At 40.8% G+C, this 14,561-nt stretch carries 16 protein-coding genes; 11 read left to right on the forward strand and 5 right to left on the reverse strand.

Annotation, left to right across the window (positions count from 1 at the left end; translation table 11 throughout):
- Window positions 1-22: 22 nt before the first annotated feature.
- From H2677_RS16145 to H2677_RS15405, 4 genes are all read right to left on the reverse strand, one after another.
- Entirely contained in the window at window positions 23-157 is a 135-nt protein-coding gene (locus H2677_RS16145) for a hypothetical protein (RefSeq protein ID WP_268919030.1), read from the reverse strand.
- Between the two features lie 149 nt (window positions 158-306).
- Window positions 307-1,023, reverse strand: a complete 717-nt coding sequence (gene rph, locus H2677_RS15395) for a ribonuclease PH (RefSeq protein ID WP_004907303.1) — start codon at window positions 1,021-1,023, stop codon at window positions 307-309.
- Window positions 1,024-1,147: 124 nt separating this feature from the next.
- The gene (locus H2677_RS15400; RefSeq protein WP_212638875.1) at window positions 1,148-2,338 is read right to left on the reverse strand and encodes a fatty acid desaturase family protein; all 1,191 of its coding nucleotides are present in this window, start codon (window positions 2,336-2,338) and stop codon (window positions 1,148-1,150) included.
- A gap of 29 nt (window positions 2,339-2,367) precedes the next feature.
- Window positions 2,368-3,408: a ferredoxin reductase gene (locus tag H2677_RS15405; protein ID WP_005403828.1), complete on the reverse strand. Its 1,041-nt coding sequence runs from the start codon at window positions 3,406-3,408 to the stop codon at window positions 2,368-2,370.
- Between the two features lie 427 nt (window positions 3,409-3,835).
- Between H2677_RS15405 and H2677_RS15410 the strand changes: the two genes are divergently transcribed.
- Window positions 3,836-4,486, forward strand: coding sequence for a TetR family transcriptional regulator (locus H2677_RS15410; RefSeq protein ID WP_004956897.1), 651 nt, complete (start codon window positions 3,836-3,838; stop codon window positions 4,484-4,486).
- 106 nt (window positions 4,487-4,592) lie between these two features.
- Window positions 4,593-5,231: a TetR/AcrR family transcriptional regulator gene (locus H2677_RS15415; protein ID WP_004907310.1), complete on the forward strand. Its 639-nt coding sequence runs from the start codon at window positions 4,593-4,595 to the stop codon at window positions 5,229-5,231.
- A gap of 50 nt (window positions 5,232-5,281) precedes the next feature.
- Here the strand turns inward: H2677_RS15415 and H2677_RS15420 are convergent, their stop codons facing one another.
- On the reverse strand, window positions 5,282-5,902 hold the full coding sequence (locus H2677_RS15420) for a thiol:disulfide interchange protein DsbA/DsbL (protein ID WP_004907312.1): 621 nt from the start codon (window positions 5,900-5,902) through the stop codon (window positions 5,282-5,284).
- A 169-nt stretch (window positions 5,903-6,071) separates the two neighbouring features.
- Between H2677_RS15420 and ubiG the strand changes: the two genes are divergently transcribed.
- The 9 genes from ubiG to ssuC all read left to right on the forward strand — a co-directional run bounded on the left by ubiG (window position 6,072) and on the right by ssuC (window position 14,554).
- Entirely contained in the window at window positions 6,072-6,785 is a 714-nt protein-coding gene (ubiG, locus tag H2677_RS15425; RefSeq protein ID WP_004907314.1) for a bifunctional 2-polyprenyl-6-hydroxyphenol methylase/3-demethylubiquinol 3-O-methyltransferase UbiG, read from the forward strand.
- A complete protein-coding gene (locus H2677_RS15430; protein ID WP_005403824.1) occupies window positions 6,785-7,483 on the forward strand; it encodes an HAD family hydrolase in 699 nt (232 codons plus the stop codon). Before ubiG ends, H2677_RS15430 begins: the two co-directional genes overlap by 1 nt.
- A gap of 30 nt (window positions 7,484-7,513) precedes the next feature.
- Window positions 7,514-8,260: a YciK family oxidoreductase gene (locus H2677_RS15435; protein ID WP_004907319.1), complete on the forward strand. Its 747-nt coding sequence runs from the start codon at window positions 7,514-7,516 to the stop codon at window positions 8,258-8,260.
- A 149-nt stretch (window positions 8,261-8,409) separates the two neighbouring features.
- A complete protein-coding gene (locus H2677_RS15440) occupies window positions 8,410-8,790 on the forward strand; it encodes an RcnB family protein (protein WP_005403823.1) in 381 nt (126 codons plus the stop codon).
- 111 nt (window positions 8,791-8,901) lie between these two features.
- Window positions 8,902-10,257: an amino-acid N-acetyltransferase gene (gene argA, locus H2677_RS15445; RefSeq protein WP_212638876.1), complete on the forward strand. Its 1,356-nt coding sequence runs from the start codon at window positions 8,902-8,904 to the stop codon at window positions 10,255-10,257.
- 309 nt (window positions 10,258-10,566) lie between these two features.
- Window positions 10,567-11,559, forward strand: a complete 993-nt coding sequence (locus tag H2677_RS15450; protein ID WP_212638877.1) for a sulfonate ABC transporter substrate-binding protein — start codon at window positions 10,567-10,569, stop codon at window positions 11,557-11,559.
- 12 nt (window positions 11,560-11,571) lie between these two features.
- Window positions 11,572-12,558 (forward strand): aliphatic sulfonate ABC transporter substrate-binding protein, encoded by a 987-nt coding sequence (locus tag H2677_RS15455; RefSeq protein ID WP_212638878.1) that lies wholly within the window; start codon window positions 11,572-11,574, stop codon window positions 12,556-12,558.
- A 32-nt stretch (window positions 12,559-12,590) separates the two neighbouring features.
- On the forward strand, window positions 12,591-13,766 hold the full coding sequence (ssuD, locus tag H2677_RS15460) for an FMNH2-dependent alkanesulfonate monooxygenase (protein WP_212638879.1): 1,176 nt from the start codon (window positions 12,591-12,593) through the stop codon (window positions 13,764-13,766).
- Entirely contained in the window at window positions 13,763-14,554 is a 792-nt protein-coding gene (gene ssuC, locus H2677_RS15465) for an aliphatic sulfonate ABC transporter permease SsuC (RefSeq protein ID WP_125297580.1), read from the forward strand. The genes ssuD and ssuC overlap by 4 nt, the downstream gene beginning before the upstream one ends.
- Window positions 14,555-14,561: the final 7 nt, after the last annotated feature.

Raw genomic sequence — 14,561 nt, forward strand, 5'->3', positions numbered from 1 at the left:
GTATTTCCTTATTGTTATTCTTTTATGGAGCGCAATGCATTTTGCAGTTTGTTGGTGGTTTTGGAACCGTATCGCCCTGACTGTTTTGCTCACCGTCATTACAAGCACTTAATAGGAATATACAACTCGTCAGCAAAGCTAAAAGATAAGATGGCATTTTACTATCCGTTAAAATAATCGTGCAGATAGTCAATACAATATAAATGACAATTCGATGATAATTAGATCGCAATTTGATGACAGAAAACATAAGAGAAAAAAAAGGCGGTCTAAAAAAACCAGACCGCCCGCACTATCAACTGGAACTTACCAACCGAGTGCTTGCTGTTGCTTTTGAATCAACTCTGAAATTCCTTTTTCTGCAAGCTCTAACATGGCATTACACTGCTGGCGTGTGAACGGTTTGTCTTCTGCCGTCCCTTGAATTTCAATAAATTCACCTGCTTGTGTCATCACCACGTTTAAATCCGTTTGGCAATTTGAATCTTCTTCATAGCATAGATCTAGTAGGACTTCGTCTTGATACATTCCGACTGAGATCGCTGCCACTAAACCTTTTAACGGGTCATGTTTAATTTTCTTGTTGCTCAGCAATACATTCATTGCATCTACCAATGCAACCGCTGCACCTGTGATTGCCGCAGTACGTGTACCGCCATCCGCTTGGATCACATCACAGTCAATCGTAATCGTGTTTTCACCCAACTTCTTCAAGTCCACCATCGCACGAAGACTACGACCGATTAATCGTTGAATCTCTTGAGTACGACCCGTTTGCTTACCACGTGCTGCCTCACGATCACTACGCGTGTGCGTTGAGCGTGGCAACATGCCATATTCCGCAGTTACCCAACCTTGTCCCTGACCTTTCAAGAAACGAGGTACTGAATTATCAATGCTTGCTGTACACAACACTTTGGTATGGCCAAATTCAACCAAAACTGAACCTTCAGCGTAACGGGTATAATTACGCGTAATCTTTACGTCACGTAACTGGTCTAATGCTCTTTGGTCAATACGCATAATGATTCCTTAAAACGATAGCACAACTATAATTGCACCATAGTATATCTCAATTACACGTACTTTCCCTTTTGCTTGTTGGTAAAGAGCATCGCTTAATGACTCAAACAATGCTCTATCTTAATTAAGCAGCTTTACCAAACATGCTTTTCACTGCGTCAACAAAGCTATCTTTGATCGCCACCAAACGGTCTACCACATTGTCAGGCAAAGAGTGAATCGCCAGACGTTTATACACACTCACAATTTGAGATCCAAACGGCGCTGTATTGTACTGTTGACCAAACTCTTCACAGACTGCACGTACTTTAGGAGCCATCTCTTGATAGCGGTTGGCAGGTACATCTGGGAACAAGTGATGTTCGATTTGATGACTCAAGTTACCACTTAAGAAATGCATGATTTTACCGCCAGTAAAGTTTGCTGAACCACGAATCTGACGCAAGTACCACTCTGCTTTGGTTTCATTATCAATATTGTCAGTGATAATTTCAGAGTCTTCTGTAAAGTGACCACAATAAATCACGGTCGATGCCCAGTAGTTACGGATCAGATTGGCAACAAAGTTACCCGCTAATACTGGCAAGAACATTGGGCCAGCGATCAATGGGAACAGCACATAATCTTTACCAAACTGACGTACCATCTTTTTACGTAGATTTTTGGATTCTACATACACTTCTTTCCAAGTTTTGGTGCCATCAAATAATACTTTTTCCATCTCTAGACGTTGTAAAGCCAATAGCCATTCAAAACCCGTAGATAATACAAAACCCGTTGGTACGTTAAACAAAAAGCGAGGTTCCCACTTTTGCTCACGACTCATACGCATCACGCCATAACCACTAATGTCATGATCCATGCCGTACACATTGGTATAAGTATGATGCTTATAGTTATGCGTATATTTCCAATCTTCTCCCGTACACACCGTATCCCAGTCGTAGGTTGCACCATTAAGCGTTGGATCATTTAACCAGTCGAACTGACCATGCATCACATTATGACCAAGTTCCATATTTTCAACGATTTTAGATACGCCTAGCATAACGGTACCTAATAACCATACAGGTGGAATCCAACCACCAAACATCAACATGCCGCGTGACGCAATTTCGGTGTAGCGTACAAAGTTACGTACTTTATAAATATAATCAGAATCTTCTTTGCCAATTTTAGCCATGGTTTCAGTACGGATGGCTTCAATCTTACGGCCAAACTCTTGTACTTCTTCTGGTGTTAATGCACGGCTTGTATTACCGCCAAATTTGATTGGAGGAATCGTTTTAGTCGGATTTACTGTCATCATGTTCATAATATTATTCTCTATCTGGTCAATATGAATTAAAGGTCAATCTCAACGGGACTCACCGCTTCACTCACACACAACTTAATTTGCACATTGTTTTGGTTATCGATTTCACCTGTAAGTAGATTTTTCACTGCACCACTAACCTTGGTACAAACACAGGTATTACAAATCCCCATACGACAACCAAAAGATGGTTTCAAACCCGCAGCTTCAGCACTGGCCAATAGGTTGCCACGGCCTTCAAACTCTTGCATACTGCGGCGGAAATTGACTGGTTGGATTTGAGCATCCACATCCATCGTCACTGGCAAGAAGCTTTCTTGCGTTAAACGGTCTAACCAACCACGTTTCGCCCAGATTTGACGTGTCGCTTTCATCAACCCTGGAGCAGCACACACATAGGTTTGACGTTGAGCAGCATCGACACACAAACGATCCAAAGTTTCTTCATCAAAATAAGCAGGTTGTTCAGCACTATCGACAATAATGTGTAGCTTAAAGTGCGCATATTCTGCTGCCAGTGTTTCCAATTCAGTACGGAACGCTGGATCACGTGAGTAATAAATCAACGTTACAGGTTGATTTGAACGTGCTAAAGCCTGTTTCGCAATCGGAATAATCGGCGTAATACCACTACCTGCAGATACCAAAAGAATTGGTTGTTTACCTTCTTCTGTATCAAAGTCTTTTAGCGTAAATTCGCCCATCGCCTGAGTAATTTCAATCACATCACCAGCACGTGCACTGTTGGCTAAATAGTTAGATACACGACCTTGTTTTTTTATACCCAATACCAATTTGTCGTGACTTGGTGAACTCACCAAGCTATACGCTCGTTGATGCAGCACACCATCAATACGAACCGTCACCATCACAAATTGACCAGGCTGATAGGTTGTAAATTTATTGTTACTGCTTAAAGTGACCTTGATCATTTCATCTGCAATAGGCTCAATCGCTTCGATTTTTGCCATAATGCGGCGTAAAGTCCACATCGGGTTAACCTTTGCAAGGATAAAATCAACAAAATCTTCACGAACCCAATGCGGTTGATAATTTAACTTAGCGTTCATACGTTCCTCGTTTTGTATCTGGCTATTTATATTGAGTGAACAAATGTTCATGTAGTGAACATGTGTACACTATATTAATTTGTGTTCACTGAGTCAACACTTGTTCACTAATTTTTGGTTATTTTTAATACTTTTTTATAAATCGCTAAAATGACGAGAAAAAAATAATGGATTAATCAACAAATCTAGCCCTAACAAAACATGTTTCTATTCTCGCTTGGCAACTTCACTTCTTAACAGGCATTAAATGGTTATGAGAACAAAGAAAGTATTGGTATAAATTCTATTTGAAGCCTAGCTGCTCATTTTCTTGCTAGGCTTTAGACACTTCTCAGGACAAAGTTGCTTTGTTTAATCCTCGCTCAGGGCTAAAAAAATCATGTTTTTTTTGCTAGACTCTGCTGTATGAATTCAATGGATCTTTTTCATGTCGATTAGAGATGAACGAAAACAACAGAGCCGACAAGCTCTGCTTGATGCAGCACTCCATCTCAGTACTTCTGGACGCTCATTTAGTAGTATCAGTTTGCGTGAAGTGGCTCGCGAAGTTGGTTTAGTACCAACGGCGTTTTATCGTCATTTCCAAGACATGGAAGCGTTAGGGCAAGAACTCGTTGATCAAGTTTCTTTGCATCTCAAAAGCCTGATTCATCAACTGGGGCAAAGTTATTTACAACACAGCGGGTCTGCGAAAACACGAACCAGCATTGAGTTGTTTGTCCAAGCAGTAAATCATAGCCCTCAACAGTGGCAATTTATGATCGCTGAACGTTGGGGTGGTTCTGAAACAGTACGAATCGCGATTGCCCGTGAAATCGAATTTTTGATTGAAGATCTTGCCATTGACCTGTGCAAACTCGAAACCTTCAAACATATTAAAGAAGCCAAAGACCTCCAAGTCTTATCAACGATTTTGATTAATATGTCCTTTACATGGGCGATGACATGGATCAACTTACCCAAACAGTTCACGATTGATCATTTGTTAGAACAGCAAAATTTATTTATCGATAATGCAGCGACTCAAGTACGCTTACTATTTCGTGGGATCTCAAACTGGGAACCTCAAAACGCTTGATCATATCAATATGAAAGGTTGATATATAAAAGCATTGCTAAGCGTTATGATGCATTAGACAATAGCGCGATGCCGTTTAGAACACTATGAGGAGCTTAAAAGCATCATGAATCCTGATCGTCATACTCAGTTCTTAATACGTAAAGAAAAAATTTTGCAGGTTGCGGAAAAGCTATTATTAGAAAACAACCAAGAAATGACCCTCGATGAACTGGTTGCCGAACTGGATATCGCAAAAGGCACCTTATATAAGCATTTCCGTAGCAAAAATGAATTGTTACTTGAACTGATCATTCAAAATGAAAAAGAAATTCTCAAGATTTCGGATCAATACAATACAGATTTCAAAGAATATGCCCCTCGTTATATGCTGCATCATTTAACGGCGCCGAGTCGTACGATTCTTTTACATCAGTTAGAAGAACATCTGACCATGACAGAGTCGAAACTCAAACATTTGTTTGATGAACTATACGCTGTTCGCCAACAACGTATTGTTTCACTCAAAGACATGACTGAAAAATATTTAAAATCACAGAACTACGATATGTCGATTCGAGACTATTTATCTTATATCTGGTCTCTTACTTATGGCGCAGCATTATTATTGAACTCAAGCTATTACCAGCGTTCAATTGGTTCTCGCCAAAAACTGATTAATCTCTATGTCAGCCAAGCGCTATCTTTACCTACTCAAACAGTACAGATCGATCTAAAAGAATTTCAGCTCGATGAAAACGCTTAAATAAAAAAGGACTGTGATGACAGTCCTTTTTTATGATCGAAGTATGCCAATTATTTAGCTTTACGCTCTTTCTCAAGTAGGAAGTCAACGACTTGAGTCACTTTAGCATCTTCACCTTGCACCACATATTTGCCATTTACTACAACTGCTGGAACACCCGTCAACTGATATTGTTGAGCTAATTTGTTAGATTCAGCAATTTTTGCAGTAATAGGGAATGAATTGAACATACTGTTAAATTTCTGTTCTGGCACACCATAACGTGCAAAGAATTTTGCTTGAGAAGCTTGGTCAAAGATTTGTTGACCACCTTCATGAATAGCATGGAACAATGGAATATGGGTTTTCTTGCGTACGCCAAGCGCTTCAGAAACGTAGTAACCACGTGCGCCCTGCTCCCATACTTTATTCATCGCAGCAGGTGTACGTAAGAAATAAACATCACTTGGAATCTTCTTTAACCACGTTTGCATATGTGGCTCAAGTTTGAAGCAATGTGGACATCCGTACCAAAAGAATTCACGTACTTCGAGTTTGCCTGCTGGTGCAGCGGTCTTCACTGGATTCGCAACCACAGTATAATCTTTACCAGCAACAAAATTAGCCGCCATAGCATTCATTGAAAACGCCATTGCAACCGCACTTAAACCACCTAATACTAACTTTTTCATTGAGTTTGCTTTTCCTCTAAGCATTTTTCGTAAGTTTATATGCTAAATATAAATCAAACACGATCAATTCGTTTTGCTTCTGTGAAGTTTTTTATAGGATTTATCGCTTTTTTTTCAAGAATCGCTACACTAGACCTAGATCATTATGCCAATAAATAGAGGTGACACCATGTCGCAATTGAATGTTGACCCACAAGAAATCGCAAAATTTGAAGCATTGGCTGCCAAATGGTGGGATCAACATTCTGAATTCCGCCCTCTCCATCAAATTAACCCATTACGTTTAAACTGGATTGATGAGCGTGTAGGTGGATTGGCAGGGAAGAAAGTTTTGGATGTCGGTTGCGGTGGTGGCATCCTCGCAGAAAGCATGGCACGTCGTGGTGCAGATGTTCTCGGTATTGATATGGGCGAAGCCCCACTCGCTGTCGGTCGTCTGCACGCACAACAAGAAAATGTACAAAACATTGAATATCGCCAAATCCCTGTTGAGCAGCTTGCGCTAGAGCAAGCAGGTCAATACGATGTTGTCACATGCATGGAAATGATGGAGCACGTGCCTGATCCAGCTTCGATTGTAAAAGCATGTCAAAGTTTGGTGAAACCAGGCGGTCATGTATTCTTTTCAACGATCAACCGTAATCCTAAATCGTATTTGTTTGCGATCATTGGCGCTGAGTACGTGTTACGTTTACTACCAAAAGGCACGCACGATTATCATAAATTCATTCGCCCATCTGAAATGGCGCATGATATTCGCAACGCTGGTCTTAGCTTAAAAGAAATGATTGGTCTTCACTATAATCCAATCACCAAACACTATTGGTTAGCCCCAAATGTCGATGTGAATTATATGGTTCATACTACCAATACAGGTGCCTAATGAAAGCGGTATTATTCGATCTTGATGGAACGCTCATAGACACTGCGGCTGACTTTATTCGCATCATTCAACAGATGTGTCGTGATGAACAACGTCCAGTTGTTGATGCAGAGTTAATTCGAACTCAAGTGTCAGAAGGTGCTCGAGCCATGGTGAAATTGGTCTATCCAGAATTAGACGTGACTGATCCTGTATTTCTCGCTCATCGCCAACGCTTTTTAGATGTATATGGTGAAAATATCGTTGTAGATACAGACCTTTTTAATGGTATGTACCCTTTACTCGAAGAGCTAGAAGCAAAACAAATTCCATGGGGTATCGTAACCAACAAACCACGTGGTCTGAGTGAGTCCCTGCTTAAAGAGTTAAATCTCAGCTCACGTTGTTCAGTCTTGGTTTGCCCCGAAGATGTTCAAAATACCAAACCAGATCCTGAACCAATGTATTTGGCTGCAAAACAACTTCAAATTGCTGCCGAAGAAATCATCTATGTTGGTGACCATCCTCGTGATATCGATGCAGGTCGCAATGCGAGTATGTATACGATTTTGGCAGCGTATGGTTATTTACCAATTGAATCTCGTGATGACCTTGATGCGTGGAATGCAGATGCGATTATCCAAACAGTTCCGGAATTACATGAATTGCTCAAACAGAAAATCACTGTTTTGTCAGAAAATCAGCGTATGATGGGTTAAGCATTAAAGATAATTATAGGAGGCATAACAATGAAATATTCAGAATATCAACCTCGTCCTGATCTATTAAAAGACCGCATTATTCTGATTACAGGTGCGGGTGATGGTATTGGGCGTGCGGCTGCTATTAGTTATGCCTTGCATGGCGCAACCGTCGTATTACATGGTCGCACACTAAATAAGCTTGAAGTTATTTATGATGAAATTGAGGGCTTAGGTGCTCCTCAACCTGCAATTTTACCTTTACAGTTGTCTACTGCATCAAGCCATGACTATGAGCTATTGGTCGACACACTCGAGCAACAGTTTGGGCGTTTAGACGGTATTTTACATAATGCAGGCATGTTAGGTGATCGCGTCGAATTAGCACATTATCCTGTAGATGTTTGGGATGATGTTATGGCCGTTAATCTAAGAGCGCCTTTTGCATTAACTCAAGCATTATTACCTTTACTCGAAAAGTCTGATCGCGCTTCAGTTGTATTTACCAGTTCAAGTGTAGGTCGAGAAGCTCGTGCATTGTGGGGAGCTTACTCCGTTTCAAAAGTTGCGATTGAAGCGATGAGTAAAATCTTTGCAGCTGAAAACACGTATCCGAATATTCGATTCAACTGCATCAATCCTGGTGGGACGCGAACAGCCATGCGAGCAAAAGCCTATCCTGAAGAGGATCCAAAGGTTTTACCAACACCGGATAGCATCATGCCTGCCTATTTATATTTAATGGGTGATGACAGTTTAGAAATGAATGGTCAAAGCATAGATGCTCAAAGCTAGAATGATAAAAATTCTAATGGATGAGTGAGAGAGGCTGCTAAAGGAATCTTCATAGTTTTAAACGAATCATGAATTGATCTTCACAGTTTCTCTGCATTTTTAAGTTACAGTTTTCACATGAGAGACATCCGAAGTCACTAAGGTGCATCATGAAAAAAATTTTCATTATCTTTGTTTTAGGTTCAACCGCTGTATTAAGTAGTATGAACAGCATCGCAGGTCCCCACTTTGATCGCGGAGAAGACGCACGAGGTGGTTGGCAAGGTCGTGGTTTAGATAACTCGGATAATGAAAATCGTATGCGTGAACGTCGTATGCGCGAAGAACGTGGTGTTGAACGTTTGAAACAACATCGTTGGCAAGCAGGTTATGTAATGCCTCAACATTATCGAGGTAATGGTTATAAAGTTGATTATAAACAAAATAATCTTCCGAAACCGGGTCGAAATGAACAATGGTATAAAATCAATAATGACTACATTCTAGTCAATTCCGATGATAATAGTATTATTCGTATTGTCGGTTTCTAAACCTTTGAAACCTCAGTTGAGCAATTTAAATTCGCCACAACAGTACTAAGAGATTTATCTTTTGCTTTTTTTGGTTAGAATCAAATAAATTGCAGTAAATCTGAGATCGATATGGCGAACCAAATCACTGAAACTTCAAATAGTACAGCGCAAGATTATGTACATTGGTTTCGCCATTCAGCACCTTATATCAATGCTCATCGTGATAAAACATTCGTCCTGATGTTTGGCGGTGAAGCGGTTCAACATGATAATTTCCAGCATATCATCCACGATATTGCCTTACTGCACTCGTTAGGTATTCGTCTGATCTTAGTACATGGTGCACGTCCACAAATTAATCAAAATTTGCTTGAACGCAAAATTGAAACACCTTTTCATCAAAATCGTCGTGTAACGACACGCGAGTCTTTACGCGGCGTTATGAATGCTGTTGGTTCGATTCGCTTAGAAATAGAAGCTCTGCTATCTATGGGCCTTGCGAACTCACCGATGTACGGCGCCCGTATTGATGTTGTATCAGGTAATTTTGTCACCGCAAAACCTTATGGTATTCGTGATGGTATCGATTTCCAACTGACAGGTGATGTACGTTCAATCGATACAGATGCTATTCAGCGTCATTTAGATAATCACAATATTGTGTTGCTAGGACCGACAGGCTACTCCACCACAGGTGAGGTGTTTAATTTACTGGCTGAGGAAGTTGCAACCAAAACTGCAACTGCGATTAAAGCCGATAAACTCATTTTCTTGGGTGAAAAACAAGGTTTAATGAATCAAAAACAGCACTTGCTTCGTGAACTGAGCCCTCGTCAACTTGAACCTTATATTCAACAGTTCCAAGCAAATAATCCTGAATTTTCATTACATTTAAAACAAGCTCAACAGGCCTCTTTATCAGGGGTTCATCGTGTACATTTAATTTCTTATGCTTATGATGGTGCATTGATCGAGGAGTTATTCACTCGTGATGGTATAGGTACCATGATTACCGATGCACATTATGAAGAAGTTCGAATTGCCAATATTCATGATGTTGGTGGTCTCATTAATCTACTTCGTCCACTCGAACAAGAAGGTATTTTGGTTTATCGCTCTCGGGAACGTCTTGAGAGTGAGATTGAACAATTTGCAGTAATTGAACGAGATGGCATGATCTTGGCTTGCGCTGCATTGTATCCAATACCTGCGCAGGACGATGAAATTCGTTCAGCGGAAATTGCCTGTGTTGCAGTCGATTCTAGCTATCGAAAATCCAATCGTGGCAGCCAAATTCTGCAATTCTTGGAAAGCAAAGCCAAACAGCAAGATATACAACAATTATTCGTTCTCACCACTCGAACAGGCCACTGGTTTTTAGAGCAAGGATTTATTCCTGCCACTGTGGATGACTTACCCAACGCTCGCCAAGCGCTCTATAATTATCAAAGAAATTCACTTGTGTTTAAAAAAGCATTGAACTAATTCCAGTACGTGAAGATATTTTTATTTCTGATAAAGATATCTTCGAATCGCTCAATACTGTGATTATTGTTTTAATTTAATTTGATCTAAAACCTTAAATAAAATTTAAAAGATATAATAAACATTAGCTTAGGTGAGATTTTTTAATTCTTTCAATATTCAATAAATCACTAAACTTATTCTTTTTTCTATTTTGCACTTTTACTGATAACTAAAGCCTGATTATTTATTTTTTCTGCAATAAAAAGCGTTCTAGTTTAGTTGCTCACTTATTTAGATCTTTTTGGATTTACGGGGAGCACAACCACTATGAACATTTCAATCCATTCTTCATGGCTAAAATACACACTTCTTGCTGCAAGTCTTAGCAGCTTATTGGGTATTTCTGGTTGTGCTAAAAAACCTGAGCAGCAAGCAGAAACAAAACAAGAAACCACAACATTAAACATCGGCTTCCAGAAATATGGCATCTTGCCGATTGTCAAAGCAAAAGGTGAATTAGAAAAAAGTCTTGCTGCTCAGGGTGTGAATATTAAATGGGTTGAGTTTCCAGCGGGTCCTCAACTCTTAGAAGGTTTAAATGTTGGGAGCGTAGTATTTGGTGAAGCAGGTGAGGCACCACCTATCTTTGCTCAAGCAGCGAACCCTAACTTAGTCTACGTTGCAAACCAACCACCTGCACCTACTGCTGAAGCCTTAATTGTGCAGAAGGACTCACCGATTCAATCAATACAAGATTTGAAGGGTAAACGTGTTGCTTTAAACAAGGGTTCAAACGTTCATTATCTTTTATTAAAACTGCTTGAAGCACATAACCTTACGCTCAATGACATTCAACCCGTTTATCTCCCTCCTTCTGATGCACGTGCTGCGTTTGAAAAAGGTGCCGTCGATGCTTGGGTGATTTGGGATCCATTCTTCTCTGCTGCAGAACATCAAATCCAAGCTCGAGTAATTGCGAACGGTGAACATCTGGTCAGTAATCATCAATTCTATTTGGCTGATCGTACGTTTGCTGAATCCAATCCAGCAGTTTTGAAAACTCTGGTTGCCACTCTGAATCAAACAACTGACTGGGTCAAAGCACATCCTGATGACGCAGCTAAATTACTCGAAAAACCGACAGGGCTGGAATTTGCGGTTTTAAAAACATCAATCTCTCGTATGGGTTTCAGCGTTCAACCAATCTCTGAAAAAGTCGCTAAAGAACAACAATACGTTGCTGATGCATTTTTTGCGCAAAAACTTATTCCAAAACAGCTTGTCATCCAAGATGCCATCCTAAAAAACGATGTTAAATAATTGGAGATCTCGATGAAGGTGCTTTCTAACGTTTCAATTTTGGGTTTATTGATCGCGGCAGCGACAATCGGAGGCTGTCAAAAAATCGAACAGCCGTCGGCAGACACCGCAACCTCAAATGAAAATAGCGCGGTAAAAACACTTTCTATCGGCTTCCAAAAATCTTCGCTGAATCTACTGGTCGCAAGACAACAGAAATTATTCGAGCAAGCCTTTCCAAATGCCAAAATTGAATGGCGTGAATTTCCTGCAGGTCCACAATTACTTGAAGCATTGGCTGTTGGTGCTGTCGATTTTGGCTCTGTTGGAAATACACCACCTATTTTTGCTCAAGCAGCTGCAAAGCCATTAACTTATGTGGCTTATGAAGTTGTCGCACCTACTGCACAAGCCATATTGGTTCACCCCAATAGCCAATTCAATACACTACAAGATTTGAAAGGTAAACGAATTGCTGTGCAAAGAGGTTCTAGTGCACATGAGCTGCTCGCTAAGACCTTACAAAAAGCTCAATTGTCTTGGCAAGATATCGAACCTATTTGGTTACCACCCTCTGATGCACGTGCTGCATTTGATAAAAAAGCGGTAGATGCTTGGGCAATTTGGGAACCTTATTTGGGCACTGCGGAATTACAGGGTCATACCAAAACGTTGATTGATGGGCGATCTTTTCCAACCACTTATTCTTTTTATATTGGCAATCCAAATTTCATCCAGAAGCATCCTCAAGCTGTACAGAAAGTCATAAATGCGATCAATGATGCAGATTACTGGATCGTAAAACACCAAGATCAAGCCTTAAAAATCTACGCAGGGAGTACAGGTCTTGATACTCAAGTTGCTCAACGTGTTTTAGACAAAAGACCAAAACCTTCGCCTGTACTTCCTCTCACAACAGAGGTAACTCTCCACCAACAAGAGATTGCCGATTTATTTCAACAAGAGCAATTGATCCCTGTGCAAATAGACGTTCAGCGCAGCGTCTGGTCTGCCAAATAAATGCTTATTTTACTTTCATAAGGAACATCGACATGAATATTTTTTGGTTTATTCCCACTCACGGTGACAGTCGTTATTTAGGCACCAGCAAGGGTGCTCGTCAGGTCGATCATGCTTATATGAAACAGATTGCAGTTGCTGTAGATAATCTTGGCTATGCAGGAGTATTAATTCCAACTGGTCGCTCTTGTGAAGACCCATGGATCACAGCAGCAAGCCTCATCGATGCCACAAAACAGCTTAAATTTTTAGTCGCACTCCGACCAGGAATCACGACGCCTGCACTCGCTGCACGAATGGCTGCCACATTTGATCGCTTATCAAATGGTCGTATTTTATTGAATCTTGTGACTGGCGGTGATGAGCAAGAACTCAAAGGTGATGGCTTATATGAAGACCATAGTACGCGTTATCAAACGGCATCTGAATATGTAAAAATTTGGCGTGAAATTCTAAGCCGATCACATACTGGTGAATCCTTCACTTTTCATGGTGAGCGCTTAAGCGTTGACGATGCCAAACTTTTGTACCCACCTGTGCAAAAACCTTACCCTCCCCTTTGGTTTGGCGGCTCATCAGAAGATGCTACTGAACTTGCGGCGGAACAAGTGGATACCTATTTAACATGGGGTGAACCACCAGCTGCTGTAAAAGAAAAAATCGAATATTTAAAAGCTAAGGCTGCGGCAAAGGGTCGTAGCTTGAATTATGGAATCCGTTTACACGTGATAGTACGCGAGACCAACCACCAAGCTTGGGCAGCAGCCGATGAATTAATTCAATATTTAGATGATGAGACTATTGCAGCAGCGCAGAAAAAATTTGCACAAATGGACTCTGTCGGCCAGCAGCGCATGGCTGCTTTGCACGGCGGGCGTAAAGATCAATTAGAAGTCTCACCAAACTTATGGGCGGGTATTGGTTTAGTCCGTGGTGGGGCAGGCACAGCCTTGGTTGGTGATCCAGAAACTGTTGCTGCACGTATTCAAGAATATGCTGAGTTGGGTATCGATACTTTTATCTTCTCAGGCTATCCACATTTAGAAGAATCAATCCGTTTTGCAGAATTGGTGTTTCCGTTATTGCCACTAAAAACACGAGAGAAACTTGCACAACCTCATTTAACAGGTCCCTTCGGTGAAATTATTGCCAACAATTATGTGCCCGAAGCCAAACAGCCTAAATTGTTAAACAAGGAGACCGCATGACTACGCATCATGTTTCACGTGGAACACAACGCATTTTTACCAATCTTTTACCGTGGCTATTCCCTATTTTATTGATCGTGATATGGCAAGTTGCATCAAGTTCGGGTCTCTTGCAAAGTCGTGTTCTTCCTGCACCGACCGCTGTAGTGAGTGCCTTTTGGCACTTACTAATTAGTGGCGAGCTTTGGCAGCACGTAAAGGTCAGCGCTGGACGGGCATTACTTGGATTACTCATCGGAGGCGGTCTAGGTCTACTGCTCGGGTTATTGAATGGTTCATCACGGATCGCATCGACCTTACTCGATACCACTCTACAAATGATCCGCAATATTCCTGCTTTAGCACTGATTCCATTGGTTATTTTATGGTTCGGCATTGATGAAACAGCCAAATTATTTCTAGTTGCGGTCGGTGTGTTTTTTCCAATTTATATCAACACCTATCACGGTATTCGTTCTGTTGACCCTCAACTAATCGAAATGGGAAAAAGTTATGGTCTGAGTCGCTGGCAACTTTATAAAGAAATTATTTTACCTGGGGCCATGCCTTCGATTTTAGTCGGTTTTCGTTTTTCACTCGGTTTGGTTTGGGTGCTTCTCATCGTAGCTGAAACGATATCAGCGCAATCTGGTATTGGTTATATGACCATGAATGCACGTGAATTTTTACAAACAGATATCGTTTTGGTCGGCATTTTGCTCTATGCCCTACTTGGAAAACTAGCTGATGTTTTTGCACAGATATTAGAACGTTATTTATTGCGTTGGCATGCAGGCTATCAAAAATAAAAAGGAT

Origin of the sequence: Acinetobacter junii, from assembly GCF_018336855.1 — a bacterium.
GTDB classification, from domain to species: Bacteria; Pseudomonadota; Gammaproteobacteria; order Pseudomonadales; family Moraxellaceae; genus Acinetobacter; species Acinetobacter junii.